This window comes from Streptomyces sp. NPDC029674 (assembly GCF_044903205.1).
In the GTDB taxonomy this organism is placed as follows: domain Bacteria; phylum Actinomycetota; class Actinomycetes; order Streptomycetales; family Streptomycetaceae; genus Streptomyces.
The window spans coordinates 73877-89793 of sequence record NZ_JBJDPY010000004.1; the positions used below are offsets into that span (position 1 = coordinate 73877).

Annotated in this window: 15 protein-coding genes; 3 read left to right on the forward strand and 12 right to left on the reverse strand. The window is 71.6% G+C overall.

What is annotated here, in order from left to right; translation table 11 throughout:
• Positions 1-140: 140 nt before the first annotated feature.
• The gene (locus tag ACI2L3_RS10810; RefSeq protein ID WP_404752003.1) at positions 141-641 is read right to left on the reverse strand and encodes a hypothetical protein; all 501 of its coding nucleotides are present in this window, start codon (positions 639-641) and stop codon (positions 141-143) included.
• A gap of 272 nt (positions 642-913) precedes the next feature.
• On the opposite strand from ACI2L3_RS10810, the gene ACI2L3_RS10815 reads away from it, so the two are divergent.
• The 3 genes from ACI2L3_RS10815 (at position 914) to ACI2L3_RS10825 (ending at position 4339) form a co-directional block, all read left to right on the forward strand.
• The gene (locus ACI2L3_RS10815; RefSeq protein ID WP_404752004.1) at positions 914-1825 is read left to right on the forward strand and encodes a winged helix-turn-helix domain-containing protein; all 912 of its coding nucleotides are present in this window, start codon (positions 914-916) and stop codon (positions 1823-1825) included.
• Positions 1826-2048: 223 nt separating this feature from the next.
• Positions 2049-3479 (forward strand): endo-1,4-beta-xylanase, encoded by a 1431-nt coding sequence (locus ACI2L3_RS10820; RefSeq protein WP_404752005.1) that lies wholly within the window; start codon positions 2049-2051, stop codon positions 3477-3479.
• 152 nt (positions 3480-3631) lie between these two features.
• Entirely contained in the window at positions 3632-4339 is a 708-nt protein-coding gene (locus ACI2L3_RS10825; RefSeq protein ID WP_404752006.1) for a phosphatase PAP2 family protein, read from the forward strand.
• Between the two features lie 7 nt (positions 4340-4346).
• Here the strand turns inward: ACI2L3_RS10825 and ACI2L3_RS10830 are convergent, their stop codons facing one another.
• Genes ACI2L3_RS10830 through ACI2L3_RS10880 form a run of 11 tightly spaced genes read right to left on the reverse strand, consistent with a single transcriptional unit; the run spans position 4347 to position 15913 of the window.
• The gene (locus ACI2L3_RS10830) at positions 4347-5672 is read right to left on the reverse strand and encodes a glutamate-1-semialdehyde 2,1-aminomutase (protein ID WP_404752007.1); all 1326 of its coding nucleotides are present in this window, start codon (positions 5670-5672) and stop codon (positions 4347-4349) included.
• Positions 5673-5679: 7 nt separating this feature from the next.
• A complete protein-coding gene (rfbC, locus tag ACI2L3_RS10835; protein ID WP_404752008.1) occupies positions 5680-6231 on the reverse strand; it encodes a dTDP-4-dehydrorhamnose 3,5-epimerase in 552 nt (183 codons plus the stop codon).
• Positions 6228-7454, reverse strand: coding sequence for a polysaccharide pyruvyl transferase family protein (locus ACI2L3_RS10840; RefSeq protein ID WP_404752009.1), 1227 nt, complete (start codon positions 7452-7454; stop codon positions 6228-6230). The genes rfbC and ACI2L3_RS10840 overlap by 4 nt, the downstream gene beginning before the upstream one ends.
• Entirely contained in the window at positions 7451-8407 is a 957-nt protein-coding gene (locus tag ACI2L3_RS10845) for a glycosyltransferase family 2 protein (protein WP_404752010.1), read from the reverse strand. The genes ACI2L3_RS10840 and ACI2L3_RS10845 overlap by 4 nt, the downstream gene beginning before the upstream one ends.
• Positions 8404-9705 (reverse strand): hypothetical protein, encoded by a 1302-nt coding sequence (locus ACI2L3_RS10850; RefSeq protein WP_404752011.1) that lies wholly within the window; start codon positions 9703-9705, stop codon positions 8404-8406. Before ACI2L3_RS10850 ends, ACI2L3_RS10845 begins: the two co-directional genes overlap by 4 nt.
• A 5-nt stretch (positions 9706-9710) precedes the next feature.
• The gene (locus ACI2L3_RS10855; protein ID WP_404752012.1) at positions 9711-10994 is read right to left on the reverse strand and encodes a DUF4910 domain-containing protein; all 1284 of its coding nucleotides are present in this window, start codon (positions 10992-10994) and stop codon (positions 9711-9713) included.
• The gene (locus ACI2L3_RS10860; RefSeq protein WP_404752013.1) at positions 10982-12007 is read right to left on the reverse strand and encodes an NAD-dependent epimerase/dehydratase family protein; all 1026 of its coding nucleotides are present in this window, start codon (positions 12005-12007) and stop codon (positions 10982-10984) included. Before ACI2L3_RS10860 ends, ACI2L3_RS10855 begins: the two co-directional genes overlap by 13 nt.
• Before the next feature lie 3 nt (positions 12008-12010).
• Positions 12011-12673: a PIG-L deacetylase family protein gene (locus ACI2L3_RS10865; RefSeq protein ID WP_404752014.1), complete on the reverse strand. Its 663-nt coding sequence runs from the start codon at positions 12671-12673 to the stop codon at positions 12011-12013.
• Positions 12670-13464, reverse strand: a complete 795-nt coding sequence (locus ACI2L3_RS10870; RefSeq protein WP_404752015.1) for a sugar phosphate nucleotidyltransferase — start codon at positions 13462-13464, stop codon at positions 12670-12672. Before ACI2L3_RS10870 ends, ACI2L3_RS10865 begins: the two co-directional genes overlap by 4 nt.
• The gene (locus ACI2L3_RS10875; RefSeq protein WP_404752016.1) at positions 13461-14705 is read right to left on the reverse strand and encodes a class I SAM-dependent methyltransferase; all 1245 of its coding nucleotides are present in this window, start codon (positions 14703-14705) and stop codon (positions 13461-13463) included. The genes ACI2L3_RS10870 and ACI2L3_RS10875 overlap by 4 nt, the downstream gene beginning before the upstream one ends.
• Complete coding sequence (locus ACI2L3_RS10880) at positions 14702-15913, reverse strand: glycosyltransferase (RefSeq protein ID WP_404752490.1); 1212 nt, start codon at positions 15911-15913, stop codon at positions 14702-14704. The genes ACI2L3_RS10875 and ACI2L3_RS10880 overlap by 4 nt, the downstream gene beginning before the upstream one ends.
• Between the last annotated feature and the right edge of the window lie 4 nt (positions 15914-15917).

Sequence of the window (15917 nt, forward strand, 5' to 3'; positions counted from 1 at the left end):
CCTGTCCCCCCCCCGCGGCGGGGGGGGGGCACCTGTTGGCTTGTCTCTTGGCCTCTTTCCGTCCCGGGGGGGGGGGCCCCCCCCCCGCCCGCCCCCCCCCCCCCCCCCCAACCGGTCGACACGGCCGCAAGCGGCACGCTTCAGCGCAGGCCGTCGTAGCAGGAGGTGTAACCGCGGTAGCAGGTCTGCCCCTTGATGAGGTTCTGGTTTTCGTCGGTCATGTAGACCCAGACCCTGTCGGCCCCGCCGACGACGTTCGCGTTGAGGGGCAAGCGCACGTTTCCGGATCGGTTGCACCAGGTGCTGCTGCTCTTGAAGTCCAGTGAGGTGCTGCCTGCGAACGCCCGCCCGTAGTACCGCCGGCATCCGCTGGCGTTGGCCGTTCCGTTGACGTCGGCCGACCGGTTGTACCAGGTGACCGTGCCCCTGTAGTAGCTCGCCCCGGACTCGATCCGGAAGTGGCTGACGGGGTACTCGGCGACGGCGGCAGTGTCGGTGGCGCCAGTGTCGGTGGCGGCAGTGGCGGTGGCGGGTGCCGTCGCGAAAGCCATCCCCGCGGCGACCGACGCGGCCGCGGTCACGGCCGCGCCCACCTTCCTCGTGCGGCTGTTCACCTTCGATGTGCCCTTCAGTCTCACCATGACTACCACTCCCAGCCTCTTCGAGTGACGGGTGCGCAACCTCACCGCCGCGCGGAGGCAGCCACCTCAGGGCTGCCTCGGGTCGGGCCGTGAACGTTGCTGCCGTTGTCCGGCAACACGACGGAACCACACGCGGACCTCGCCCCGGAAAGCATTCGAGCCGGTTCAAATCCATCGTGACGACTGCTACCGTCGGCGCGGTGCTCACCCTGCGTGTAGACGCCGAAACAGTGTCCAGAACGCGGTTGGCCCCTTCCCCCGCGGCGGAGTCCATGGCGTGGCTGAGACTCACCGCGGCGTCGGGGCGGCACCCGGTGTTCGGAGACCCCGGACCGCTCGCCCGCGCGGCACTCTCCCATCCGGATGTCGCCCTGCTCGCGGACCTGTTGCCGCAGAACGGCGACACCTACACGCCCGACCTGCTCACCCCTCAGCCAGGGGCGGACGCGCACCGTCGTGACCTGCTCGACGAGCAGATCGCGCGGATCGAGGCCGCGGCGCAGGACGACCTCGAGACCCAGGTCTTCACCTACACCCGGACCCACTGGAACAGGCCGCTGCGGGATACGACCCGCCGGATCGCCGAGTCGGGGCGGCTGCAGCGACATCTCGCCAACGGACTCGCCCGGTTCTGGCGGGACACCCTCTCCGATGGCTGGCCCGAACTGCGCTCGGTCATCGACCAGGACATCGCCCACCGTGCGACGGCCATCGCCGCCCATGGCTTCGGCCGGGCGCTCGGAGCACTCCACCCCGACCTGGCCTGGGCAGGCGACGCGGTCACCCTCGCCACATCGTGGAACGGCGAAATCGATGTCACGGGACGGGATCTGGTCCTCGTCCCCGGCGTGCTCAACCGGCCCGACGTCATCGTCCAGGTCGACACTCCCGGGCAGTTCGTCCTCTACTACCCCGCCCGGCGGATCGGAGCCGGTCGGGACCGACGGTCCGGAAGGATCGCGCAAGTGGTCGGCAACGCCCGAGCGGCCTTGCTTGCGGACCTCGGAACCGCCCGCTCCACAGCGGAACTCGCCGCCCGGATCGGATGCGCTCCGGGCACCGTCTCCTACCACCTCGGCGCACTGCACCGCGCACGCCTCGTCACCAAGGTCAGGGACGGGCGCTACGTGTTGTACCGGCGGACCACACACGCGGCGGATCTGCTGAAGGAAGCCCGAGGCTAGGATCTGTCCGGTTCGCCGGACTTCCGGAAAGTTTCGGGCGAGGAGCGAAAACTTATCGGCGGGACGTATTGACGATCCACCGTCAATGCCTCAATCATCCCTGTCTGAGGAACCGGCTGAGGTTCGAGATGTCGAACTGTGCTGACCCTTGCTCGGGTTCCGCGCTGCAGTCCTTCCGTTCAGTCCTGCCGTGATTTCTGATTTCTGCCTTGGAGGCACCGTCATGGGCTTATATGTCCTCCCCAGACCTGATATCCGTCGAAAGGTCCGCGGGATGCTGCCGGCGCTGGTCGTCGGTGTCCTCGCCGCGGCCGCCACACTGGTCGCGCCGTCGTCCGCACACGCCGCCGAAAGCACGCTCGGCGCCGCTGCGGCGCAGAGCGGCCGCTACTTCGGCACCGCCATCGCCTCGGGTCGGCTGGGCGACTCGGCGTACACGTCGATCGCGAACCGTGAGTTCAACTCGGTGACGGCCGAGAACGAGATGAAGATAGACGCCACCGAACCGCAGAGGGGCCGGTTCGACTTCGCCGCCGGTGACCGCGTCTACAACTGGGCGGTGCAGAACGGCAAGCAGGTGCGCGGTCACACCCTGGCCTGGCACTCCCAGCAGCCCGGCTGGATGCAGAGCCTCAGCGGCGGCGATCTGCGCCAGGCGATGATCAACCACATCAACGGCGTGATGGGCCACTACAAGGGCAAGATCGCCCAGTGGGACGTCGTAAACGAGGCCTTCGCCGACGGCAGTTCGGGAGCCCGCCGCGACTCCAACCTCCAGCGCACCGGCAACGACTGGATCGAGGTCGCCTTCCGCACCGCCCGCGCCGCCGACCCGGCCGCCAAGCTCTGCTACAACGACTACAACGTCGAGAACTGGAACTGGGCCAAGACCCAGGCCATGTACAACATGGTCAAGGACTTCAAGCAGCGCGGCGTGCCGATCGACTGCGTCGGCTTCCAGGCGCACTTCAACAGCGGCAGCCCGTACGACAGCAACTTCCGCACCACGCTGCAGAACTTCGCCGCCCTCGGCGTCGACGTGGCCGTCACCGAACTCGACATCCAGGGCGCCTCGCCCACGACCTACGCCGCCGTGACCAACGACTGCCTGGCCGTCTCGCGCTGCCTCGGCATCACCGTCTGGGGCGTGCGCGACAGCGACTCCTGGCGACCGGAGCACACCCCGCTGCTCTTCAACTCCGATGGCAGCAAGAAGCCCGCCTACACCGCCGTCCTCAACGCACTCAACGGCGGCTCCACGACGCCCCCTCCGGATTCCGGGCAGATCAAGGGCGTCGCTTCCGGCCGCTGCCTGGATGTGCCCAACGCCGGCACCGCCGACGGCACCCAGCTCCAGCTGTGGGACTGCCACACCAGTACCAACCAGCAGTGGACCCACACCGCCGCGGGTGAACTCAGGGTCTACGGCAACAAATGCCTGGACGCCGCCGGCACCGGCAACGGCACCAGGGTCCAGATCTACAGCTGTTGGGGCGGCGACAACCAGAAATGGCGCCTCACCTCCGACGGAACCATCGTCGGTGTCCAGTCCGGCCGCTGCCTCGATGTCGTCGGGGGCGGCACCGCCAACGGCACCTCGATCCAGCTCTACTCGTGCTCCGGCGGAAGCAACCAACGCTGGACCCACACCTGAGTACACCTGAGTGACCGGCTGAGACCGGCTGATGATCCGCAACAGCGGCAAGGCGGTGGAGGCGCAGGGCGCCTTCACCGCCGTAGGGTGACGCGTAGACGGTGCCGACATGGTGCGCGGCCGAAGCGGACGAAACGGGAGGGCGCTGGTTCATGGCTGCCCAGCGGTCGGATGAAGAAGCACCCCCTCCTCTTGTGCGGTGGTCGGCGTTCGACGGGCCCGTGCTGCCGTCAGCGCTGCGCGCGTGGCTCGGAGTGGTCTCGGTCCTCGCCGCGCTGGGGGTCCTCGCGCTCGGGGTGCTGTACGCCGGGCACAGTGAGCCCGGCAGGGTCGACAGGTGGTTCGTCGAGCCGACGGCGGACAGCGTGGGGCAGCCGTGGCGGCGCGCCGCTCTGGCCACGGACTTTCTGGGGGAGCCCGCCGGAGCGGCGGCGCTGGCCGTCGCCATCGTGGCCGGCTGTCTGCTGCTCCGGTGGCTTCGCGCGGCGGTGCTCGTCGTGGTCGGCGGCGCCGTCGCCGTGGCGGCGACGATGCTGCTCAAGCCCCTGGTGGGACGCACCATCCACGGCGAAGGCAACCTGTCCTACCCGAGCGGGCACACCGCCTTCCTGACCGCGCTCGCCCTCGCGGTGGCGCTGCTCGCGGCCGGCCGGCTCGGCCTCGGCCGGGTGGCCGCTACGTTGCTCGTGCTCGCCGCGGCGCTGGCCGCCGGCGCCGCCATGGGCTGGGCGCAGGTCGCCCTGAGCGCGCACTACCCGACCGACGTCCTCGGCGGCTGGTGCACCGCGCTGGCGGTGGTCCCAGCAAGTGCGTGGCTGGTCGATCGGGTGGCCGACAGCCTTGAGGACAAACGTCGCTGACGTTACGTCACGCCGAGCGGCGGAACACCGGCTTCACCGGCCGCCCGCCCAACCACGGCGTGGGATCAGCCGCATCCAGCGCCTTCCGGTACACCGCACACGCCTGGGCCACCACCTCCACGGTGTGATCGATGTCCGCGTCGTCGAGCGCGCTGCTCACCACGAACGACGGGGCGAGCACGCCGCCCGCGAGGAGTTGGCGCAGGAACAGGGTGCGGTACTCCTGCGACGGCTGCCGGTCCTCGTCGAGGGTGGCGAAGACCAGGTTGCTGGCCCGGCCCCGGACGACGACGTGGTCGCCGACGCCCGTGTCGGCCGCGACGGCGCGGACACCGGCGGCCAACCGATCGCCCAGAGCGTGCAGTTGCGCGGTGACGCCCTCTTCGGCGTAGGTGGTCTGCACGGCCATCGCGGCGGCGAGGGAGTGGGTCTCCGCACCGTGCGTGGTGGACAGCAGGAACACCCGGTCGCCGGAGTGGCGAAGCCCGCCCCGCTCCATCAGCTCGCGGCGCCCGGCCAGCGCGGAGACGGCGAATCCGTTGCCCAGCGCCTTGCCGAAGGTGGAGAGGTCGGGGACGACGCCGTACAGGCCCTGGGCGCCCGCCTCCGACCAGCGCAAGCCGGTGATCATCTCGTCGAAGACCAGTACGCAGCCGTGCCGGTCGGCCAGTTCGCGCAGCCCCGCCAGGTAGCCCGGCGGGGGCTCGGTGTGACCGGCGGGTTCGAGGATCAGGCAGGCGACCTCGTCCTGGTACCGGGTGAGCAGCTCCTCCGTGGCGGCCAGGTCCCCGTACGGGAACGCCACGGTGAGCTCGGTGGTCGCCGCCGGAATGCCCGCGGACATCGGCGTGGTGCCGATGAACCAGTCGTCGGTGGAGAAGAAGGGGTGGTCGCCGCAGATAGCCACCCGCGGGCGGCCGGTGACGGCGCGGGCGAGGCGTACCGCCGCCGTGGTGACGTCGGAGCCGTTCTTCGCGAACTTCACCATCTCGGCGGTCGGCACGGTCGCCAGGAAGCGCTCCGCGGCCTCGACCTCCACGATGGAGGGCCGGACGAAGTTGCCGCCGCGGTCGAGTTCGCGACGCACCGCCTCGTTCACGCGGGGGTGGGCGTGGCCGAGGCTGACCGACCGCAGGCCGGAGCCGTACTCGAGGTAGCGGTTGCCGTCGATGTCCCACACGTGGGCGCCGTGGCCGTGGCTGATGACGGGGGCCAGGCCCTCGGGGTACTGGTCGTCGCCCTTGGCGTACGTGTGCGCGCCCCCGGGGATCAGGGCGTGCAGCCGCTCGTTCGCCGTCCGCGACTTGGGGAGTCGGAAATCTTCGCTGGTCACGCGGGCTTCAGCTCTCTCTCCGGGTCAGGACCTCGGCGAGGCTCGGCGCCTCTTGGTCCCGCTTCGACATCGAGGCGACCGGCAGCGGCCACGGGATGGCGAGCTCCGGATCGTCGAAGGCGATCGTCACGTCCTCGGCCGGGTCGTGCGGGCGGTCGATCCGGTACGAGGTGTCGGCGGTCTCCGTGAGCGCCTGGAAGCCGTGCGCGCACCCCGCCGGTATGTACAGCGTCATCTGTGTCTCGCCGGACAGCTCGAAGTGGGCGCGGCCCAGGTAGGTCGGCGAGTCCGGCCGCAGGTCCACGACGACGTCGAAGACCTTCCCGTACGAGCACCGCACCAGCTTCGCCTCGCCCGCGCCGGAGCGCAGGTGCAGGCCGCGCAGCACGCCCCGGGCCGAGCGGGACAGGCTGTCCTGGACGAAGGCGGCCGGGTCGAGGCCCACCGAGCGGAGGACGTCGGCGTCGAAGGTGCGGCAGAAGAAGCCGCGTTCGTCGGCGTACGGCGTCGGCTCGAACAGGTACGCACCGGCGATCTCCGGGACTTCGGTCACTTTCATCGGCTCTCCCGCAGGGCGTGGGCGTGGGTGGGGGCATGAGGGTGGGTGGTCGACGGGAAGAGGGCCGTGGTCAACTTGTCGAACTGCTCACGGAGTTGCCGGGTGGCGGCCCGGTTCCGCTCGGTGAGGGTGCGCCGCAGTTCCGTCGACTGCGTCTCCAACGCCCGGAACTGTACGAGCAGTTGGTCGGCGTCGACCTCGCGGGCCGGGTGGCGGTACGCGTCCAGGCCCATCCGGGCCATGAGCGCGTCGCTCTTCGCCGCGTAGCTGAGCGCGAGCGTCGGTGTGCCGGCCTTCAGCGCGCAGACCAGGTTGTGGTAGCGGGTCGCCACGACGGTGTCGGCTGCCGCCGTCTCCTTCATCAGGTCGGCGAGCGAGGCCGCATTGGCGGCGGTGACCAGCGGTGAGTCCACCGCGTCGAGGATCGCGTCGACCACGGGTGTGTCGCAGTCATCGCCGGTGAGCAGCCGGACCGGCCTGCCGTCCTCGACCAGCGCGCGGACGAACCGGGTCGTCCCTTCGAGGTAGTTCCGGTAGATCTCGTCGGCGCGGTCGCGGTCGTCGTTGCCGCCGTGGAAGGCCATGACGCCGACGCAGACCGTGCCCGACGGCGCGCCCGCGGGTGGCGTCGGCAGGGCGAAGGCGAGGTCCGGATAGACCTCGTCGTGCGCGGTGTCCACGCCCATCGCCCGCATCGCGTCACGGGACAGCGTGTCGCGGTACGAGCGGTACGTGGCGAGCCGCGCCGACCAGCGCACCAGGGCGCGGGTCGGCCGGTCGCTGATCGTGTCCGCGCCGACGCCGACCAGCGCGACCCGGGTGCCGAGCAGCCGGCCGCTCGCGCAGAGCAGGAACAGCGAGTACGGGAAGCCCCACGGCCGCAGCGGCAGCGTGGCCTCGAGCACACCCATGCCCGGCACGATCACCACGTCGTGCCGGCGCACCCAGGCAGCGGTGCGGAAGGCGTCGACGAGCTTGCCGAGGCCCTTGCCCGCGACCGCGCCCGCCCGTGACGCGGTCCGGTACTCCCCGCGGTACCAGTGCAGCCGCGTCGCGGGGATCCGGTACCGGGCCGCGACGGTCTCCGGGCCGCCGCACAGGGCGTCCACGACCGCCTCCGGGTGCTCGGCGCTGAGGTAGCCGAGCACGGCTTCGAGCGACCCGTCGTTGCCGAGGTTGCCGGAGCCCAGCAGGCCGAACACCCCGACGCGCACCGGCGTCACGCCTGCCGCCCTTCGCGGCCTTCGCGTCCGGCGACGAGGGCGTCGACGGAGACGGTGAGCTCGGCCGGGTCGACCGGGGCGCGGTCCTCGACCCGCTCACCGGCGCCCGGCCGGGCCCGGCTGGTCATCCAGGCGGCCAGGTGGCCGTAGCAGGCGCGCCGGTCGGCCGCGGACAGCGGCGCCCGCTGGATCGCCGAGACGAAGCCCCAGACGTACTCGGCGAGCAGCCGGGGCGTCGGGTGCAGCGAGCCCGCCCGGCGCGGATCCAGGTTGACGCACCGGGACCGCTTCGAAGGGTTGGCCCGCTCGGCGCGGGTGGGGTGGTCGCGGCGGAAGTACAGCAGCTCCGGCACCTGGTGGAAGGGCCCGTGCAGGCCGATCTCGGCGACGAAGGTGCGGTCGGCGTGGTGGTAGCTGTCGTGCGGCTTCACCCGGCGCAGCACGTCGGCCCGCATCACCCCGTAGAAGTCGTCGCCGCCGGGCTCGAACAGCATGCTGCGGAAGCGCTCGGGCGCGCGCGGCGACGCGGTGGCGAGCGTGTACTCGTACGGGACCTTCACCCGGCCGTCGCCGTCGATGACGGCCTGGTCGGCGTGGGCGAGGACGACGTCCGGCCGCTCGTCCAGCGCCTCCACGCAGCGCCGCAACAGGTCGCGGGCGTACAGGTCGTCGTGCGACGCCCACTTGAACAGTTCGCCGCGGCACTCGGTGAACACGTAGTTGTGGTTCGGCGCGGCGCCGACGTTCCGGGGCAGCCGGATGTACCGGATGCGGGAGTCCTGCGCGGCGTACTTGTGGCAGATGTCCTGCGTGCCGTCGGTCGAGGCGTTGTCGGAGATGACCAGCTCGAAGTCCTCGTAGGTCTGGCCGAGCAGGGCGTCGAGGGACTCGGCGAGGTACTCCTCGCCGTTGTAGACGGGCAGGCCGATGCTCAGCCGGGGATGGGCGGTCATGACGTCCTCACTTCACGGAGAGTGTTCTGGTGGTGCTCGCGCAGGGCGGACCGCAGCTGCAGCCACCACACGGCCGAGCCGGTGACGGTCGCGGCGGCGACGCCCCAGGCCGAGCCGACCGTGCCGGCCGCGGCCGCCCCGCCGAGTCCGCCGCTGACGTAACAGGCGGAGGTGATCAGCTGGACGCGCAGGCTGCGGCGGGCCGCGCCGAGCGCGCGCAGCCCGGCCGCGGCGCCGGTGCCGAGGCCGGCGCCCGCGACGCCGAGCGTGACCGGCACGATGAGCTCCGAGGCGGCGCCCCAGACGCCGCCGAGCACGAGCTCACCGCCCCGGTCCGGTACGAGGAGCAGCGCCCCGCCCCAGAGCAGCGCGGCGACGGCCTGCCCGCCGCCCAGCGCGAAGCAGAACGCGCCGAGGCGGTGCGGGGCCCGCCGCAGCACCCGGGCCGCCTCGGCGACGGTGACCAGGGACAGCCCCATCAGGACGGCGAGGAACGGGCCGAGCAGCAGCTCGGCGCCCCGGACCACGCCCACCGCGCCGACCCCGACGATCGCGCCGAGCCCGTACGCCCGCAGCTGGCTCGCGCCGCTGTTGCTGACGTTCTCGACCAGGTACCGGTAGCCGAGGTCGCGGTGCTCGCGGATCCACTCGCGCGCCCGGGTCGTCCGGGGCCGGATGCCGGACTGGAAGCAGCCGTAGACCGCGGCCACCGCGGCGGACCCGCCCCAGGCGAGGACGAACGCGGCGACGCTGCCCGCGCGGGCAGCGAGGACCATGGCAGGGATGAGCGCGACGCCCCACACGACGTCGTTGACGAACGCCTTCCGTCCGGCGCCGGCGGCGAAGAACGCGAACCGCCACGCGTCCTGCAGCAGCAGCCCCGGCAGCACGACGCCGAGGCAGGCGAACGCGGTCCCCACGCGGCCGCCGGCAGCGAGGCCGGCCGCCAGGGCCACCGCGCCGAGGATGGCACCGACGCCGAGCGCGGCGCCCGAGGCCCGGGCCGCGGCCCCGCGCCAGGACGCGTCCGGCACGCCGCTGAAGCGCACCACGAGCGGGTCGGTGGCCAGGCCGCGGGAGACGTTGAGGACCACGCCGTAGGTCACCCAGGCCAGGCTGAACACGCCGAACGCGGTCACGCCCAGCGAGCGGGCCACGTACACCCCCACCACGAAGTTGCTCATGCTGGAGGCCGCCTGGTCGGCGAGGCCCCAGGACAGCCGCCCGGCGAGGGCCCGCCGGGCGGAGCCTGCCGGTGCCGGCGCCGTCGTCTTCGAGCCCTCCTCCTCGGCGGTCATCGGTGTCACGCCTTGATCAGCCCGGCGCCGTGCAGGGCGTCGGCGGCGGTGGCGACGGTGTCGAACGGCAGCCCGGACCGCTCGGCGACGTCCAGCAGACTGTGCCCGCCGTCGGAGAGGTTGAGCACCCACAGCATGGCCATCTGGGCCTGCTTGGTGTCGCTGCGGCCGCCGAGCGCGTCGTACAGTCCGCGCCGGCCCAGCTGTGGTTCGCCGTAGGGGCTGAGGTTGAGGTAGCGGCGGTTGCGGTCGAGGACGGCGGACGCCTCGCGGCAGACGGCGAGCGTGTCCGCCATCGCCTCCGGGGAGACGAAGTCCAGGTTGTCCCCCGAGGTGTGGTACTCGGGATAGCCGGCGTACGGGGTCCGGGTGAGCGAGCCCACGCCGAGGTCGAACCCGGGCGAACAGAACTGCCGCTCGTCGTAGCCGTACGGCGTGAACTCCTTTATCTGGTGCGGCCGTTCGGAGGTAGAGAGGACGTGCCGCAGGACCCGGTCGATCTCCGCGTCGCCGCGCCTGCTCCGCTTGTACGTGAGCTGCCCCGGGTCACCGGCGCAGGCCAGCACCAGGCCGTGCTTGACCTGATCGATCCGCTCGGCGTTGCGGGCCAGCCAGGTGATCGCCCCGATGGTGCCGGGCGCGAAGATGAACCGGTAGGTGTAGTACGGGGTTTCCTCCGCCAGGGCCCGGGCCAGGAACGTCGCCACCGCGATGCCCGCCAGGTTGTCGTTGGCCAGCGACGGGTGGCAGACGTGGCAGGAGACGATCACCTCGTCGGTGACCCGCCCGGGAACCACGTGCTCGGCGTAGGTGAGGTGGCCGTCGGCGAGTGTGGAGTCGATCCGGACCTCGTACTCACCGTCCGGCATCGCGTCCAGGGTCTCCTGGGCCAGGCAGAAACCCCACTCCGGCTTGTAGTAACTGGTGCGGTACGGCACCAGGTCCGGCTGGTCCGGCAGGGTGTGCAGATGTCCGCGCAGCTCGGCCAGCGGCATGGTCGCCGCCACCGGCACGCTGTAGCCGAGCACGTGCAGGCTGGACGCGGCGAAGTCGACGATCCGGTTGCCCGCCGTGTCGGCGATGTACGCGTCCCGGATGTTCCACTCCTGCGGCACCGTCCAGTCGAGGACCTGCGTCCCGGTCGGCACCTCGTGCACCTGCAACGGCACGTACTCGTCGACGATCTCCAGGGTGGCGCGCACACCGTCCCCGGTGATGCTCCGGCACAGCGGGTACATCCGCTCCACCAGCGCGTACATCTGCTCGCCGGCCGTCGTCATCGGCGCCACCGCAGGGTGTCGTCGACGGCGCCGGCCTCGGACGCCGCCCGGAGCACGGCAAGACGGGTGAAGCGTCCCTCGAAGTCCTCCCGGGTCAGGCCGAACTTCCGGTAGGCGTCCGCGAGTTCGAGCGCGCCGCGCTTCACCGTCCACTCGCAGTCGAAGCCGGGCACCGCGGCGCGGAACCGGGAGAAGTCCACCCGGTACGAGCGCGGATCGGCGCCGGTCTCCCCGGTGATGACCACCTTCGAGCCGGCCACCGCCTCGGCGACCTGCCCGGCGATCTCCGCGACCGTGACGTTGTTGACCTCACTGCCGATGTTGAACGCCCGGTCGTGCACCGCCTCCCGCGGCGCGGTCAGCGCGGCCGCGAAGGCCCGCGCGATGTCGGCGGCGTGCACCAGCGGGCGCCAGGGGGTGCCGTCGGACATCACGAGCACCTCGCCGGACAGCAGCGCGTGACCCACCAGGTTGTTCAGCACGATGTCGGCGCGCAGCCTGGGGGAGAAGCCGAAAGCGGTGGCGTTGCGCATGTACACCGGGCTGAAGTCGCCGTCGGCCAGCGCGTGCAGGTCGTCCTCCACCCGCACCTTGGACTCCGCGTACGGCGTCACCGGGCGGAGCGGGGCGTCCTCGGCGACGAGGTCGCCACCGCCGGCGGCGCCGTAGACGGAGCAGGTCGACGCGTACAGGAAGCGCCGCACCCCGGCGTCGCGGGCGAGCCGGGCGAGGCGTACGGACGCGTGGTGGTTGATGTCGTAGGTGAGGTCCGGAGCCAGCGATCCCAGCGGGTCGTTGGAGAGCGCGGCCAGGTGGATCACCGCGTCCACCCCGGCCACGTGCTCGGCGGTGACGTCACGCAGGTCCACCTGATGCCCCGACACGTCCGCGGGCGGTGGGCCGAGGACGCAGTCGGCGAACAGGCCGGCGTCGAGACCGACGACCTCGTGTCCGGCGGCCGTGAGGACCGGGGCCATCACGGTGCCCAGGTAGCCCTGGTGTCCGGTGAGCAGTACGCGCAAGGTTCATTCCCCCAGGTTGAGAGTGCTCAGGTCGAGCGTGAGCTTGGTGACGGCGAACGCCTCGGCGTAACGCGCGTGGCATTCGATGCCGCGGATCCGTGCGAGGCCGAGGAAGGCCTCACGGTCGTACCAGGGCCGGTGCCGCTGCGAGGGATAGTGCTCCTGCAACAGCCGGACCTTCTGTTCGGCGGTCTCCGGCGTCAGCGGCTGGTACGCCGCCATCCGGCCGAGGTCGCCGTCCCACTTGACGATCTCGTAGCCGAGCACGAGATGGTCGCGGAACGCGGTGGGTACCAACTGTGCCAGGCCGCGGTGGTCCTGGTGCGCGTCGTCGGTGCGCGGGGCCAGGATCAGGTCCGGCTCGGTCTGGCCCCGCAGCTCCTCGACGGCGGCCTTGGCCTCCTCCCAGTGCACGGGCAGCCGGCCGTCCGGCAGTTTGAGCACGGTGAGGCGCAGGTCGGCGCCCGGGCAGAAGGCGGCGAGCGCGGCCCGCTCCTCCTGCTCCCGCTCGCTGCCGCCGCCGGAGAGCACCAGTGCGTCGATGCGGATACCGGGGTGCGCGAGGCACAGTGTCAGGAGTGTGCCGCCGGCGCCGATGGCGATGTCGTCGCAGTGCGCGCCCACCGCGACGACCCGGCCGAGGCGCCCGGCGCGGAGCCCGATCACGCCCCCGCTCCCGCGCCGTCCCGCTCCCACACGGCCCACGGCCGGTCGCCCCGGGCGTAGGCCTCGTCGAGCGCGGCCCGCTCCTTCACGGTGTCGGTCGGCTTCCAGAAGCCGCGGTGCTGGTGGGCCACGAGCCGCCCCTGCTTGGCCAGTTGGGCGCATCCGTCGGCGACCAGGTCACCGTTCTCCGGTATGTGGTCGAAGACTTCCTGGCGGAGCACGAAGTACCCGCCGTTCTCCCACATGGGCAGTTCGCTGACCGGGGTGATGCCTCCGACCAGGCCGTCCTCGCCCAGCTCCACGCAGTGGAACGAGGACTGCGGCGGCACCACCATCATCGACGCGCCGGCGTCGCGCCGCGCGAACCGGTCGATCATCTGCGGCAGCGGGGCGTCGGTGAGCACGTCGGCGTAGTTGGCGAGGAACATCTCGTCACCGTCCAGGTGGTGCCGGACCCGGCGCAGCCGCTCTCCGATCGGCGACTCGATGCCGGTCTGCGTGAACGTGATCGTCCAGTCCGAAATGTCGGTGGAGAGGAGTTCGGTCCGCCCGCCGCGCAGCACGAAGTCGTTGGACGTCGTCTCCTCGTAGTTGAGGAAGAAGTCCTTGATGTGGTGGGCGCCGTAGCCGAGGCACAGGATGAACTCGGTGTGCCCGAAGTGCGCGTAGTAGCGCATGACATGCCAGATCAGCGGGCGCGGGCCGACCATCGCCATCGGCTTGGGCACGTCGTCGGCGGTTCCGTTGCGCATCCGCATCCCGTAACCGCCGCAGAACAGTACGACCTTCATGACGTCACCTCGACGATGCTCAGTTCCGGGATGGGGAAGACGAGCCGGCCGCCCCAGTCGTGCACGAAGGACAGCTGCTCGGACAGTTCGGCCCGCAGGTTCCACGGGAGGACGAGCACGTAGTCCGGTTTGTCGGCGGCTATCTGTTCGGGGGGCAGGATCGGGATGCGGGTGCCCGGGGTGAACCTGCCGTGCTTGTAGGGGTTGCGGTCGACCGTGTACGCGAGCAGGTCGGGCCGGATGCCGCAGTGGTTGAGCAGGGTGTTGCCCTTGCCCGGGGCGCCGTACCCGACGACCGTCTCGCCGCGCTCGGCCGCCTCGATGAGGAAGCGCAGCAGGTCCCGCCGCACCTTCGCCACGCGGGCGGAGAACTCGGTGTACCCGGACAGCTCCTGGAGCCCGGCCGCCTTCTCGCGGGCCAGCACGTCGGCCACCCGCCGCGAGGGCTCACCGGCCACCTCGGCCGGGCGGGCCCACAGCCGGATGGAGCCGCCGTGCGTGGGCAGCAACTCGACGTCGACGAGCGCGAGTCCACCGCTCGCGAGCGCCCGGATCGCGGAGGCGACCGTGTAGTACTGGAAGTGCTCGTGGTAGATCGTGTCGTACTGGTTCTCCTCGATCAGGGTCAGCAGGTGCTGCACCTCGATGGAGACCCAGCCGTCGTCGGCGACCAGAGCGCGCAGGCCCTGCGTGAAGCCGACCACGTCGGGGATGTGCGCGTACACGTTGTTGGCCACGACCAGATCCGCCGGGCCGTTCTCGGCGCGGACGGCCGCACCTGTCTCCGGGGACAGGAACTCGGTGAGCGTGGGCACACCCGCGTCCCGCGCCGCGGCGCCGACGTTCACCGAAGGCTCGATGCCGAGGCAGCGGATCCCCCGGTCCACCACGTGCTTCAGCAGGTACCCGTCGTTGCTCGCCACCTCGACCACGAAGGCGTCGGAACTCTTGGCGTCGAGTCCCACGCGCCGCACGGCGTCGGCGACGAACGTGCGCGCGTGCTCCACCCAGGAGGTCGAGAAGGACGAGAAGTAGGCGTACTCCTTGAACGTCTCCTCCGGCGTGATCAGCGGCGGTATCTGCGCCAGCCAGCAGTCGGTGCAGACCCGCAGATGCAGCGGGTACGCCGGCTCCGGCTCGTCCAGTCGGTCCGCGGCGAGGAAGCTCTCACACGGTGGCGTCGCACCGAGGTCGACGACGCTCGCCATCGCTTCCGACCCGCAGAGTCGGCATCCTGTCATTTACTGCCCCCCATTGATTCCGTCCGACCCGCGATCGCGGTGCGGTACCCCTCCACCAGGCGCTCCAGGCCGACGGCCGGGCTGAAACCCTGCTCGTAGCGGCGCCGGGCTGCCTGGCCCATCTCCTGGTTGCGGTCCGGTCCGGCCGCGATCCGGCGTATGCACGCCGCGAGCGACGCGGGATCGCCCGGCGTGTGCAGCAGCCCGCTCACCCCGTCCTCGACGAGTTCGACGAAGGCGCCATGACGGGCGGCGACGGCCGGCACCTCTGCCGCCATCGCCTCCGCGACCACCAGCCCGAACGTCTCGCGTGCCATGGACGGAGCCACCACGGCGACCGACCGCGCGACGGCCCGCCGGCACTCCGCCGGCTCCCACAGGCCGGCGTACCGCACGTCGTCCCGGCCCGCCGCCCAGGCGCTCACCTCCCGCTCCATCGGCCCCCCGCCGGCGAGCACGAGCGGCACGCCCACACCGCCCGCCGCGGCGATCCGGTCCCACGCGGTCATGAGCAGCCCTATGCCCTTGGCCTCCGCGAGCCGGCCCAGATACAGCACGTGCTCACCGCGGCCCGCCCTGCGGACCTCCGGCTCCGGCACGAAATTGTGCTTCACCACCAGCCGGTCGGCCGGCATGCCGGACCGCACCAGGAGGTCGCGCTGCGCCCCGGAGATGCAGAAGAACCGCTCCACGCCGGACCACCACCGCCGCCGGTTCACCGCCAGGCTGACCGCCAGCGGCACCGTCGCGAGGCGCGAGTCCCGGTAGCAGCCGTGCCGCACGGCGGGCAGCGACAGCGTCGTCCCGACGCACTCGGAGCACGGCCGGCCGTCCCGGTGCAGCGTGCCGGGCGGGCACACCTGGGTGTAGTTGTGCAGCGTGGCGACCACGGGTACGCCGGCGTCGGCGCAGGCGGCGAGGACCGCGGACGACAGGAGCGGGAACACGTTGTGGACGTGCACCACGTCCGGCCGCTCGGCGCGCAGCCGGGCGGCGAGGTCCCTGCGCACCGCCGGGTTCCACGGCACCAGGAGCGGCACCGCGGCCTTGCCGAGGAGGGACCGGCCGGCGATGTCGTCGCTGCGCCGCTCGAACACCTCGGCCCGGTGGCCGGCCGCGCGCAGCAGCGCCACCTCCTGGTCGACGACCCTGTTCTCGCCGCTCGGCTGCGCCGAGGAGTAGCGGTTGTGCACCACTAAGACGTGCATGTCG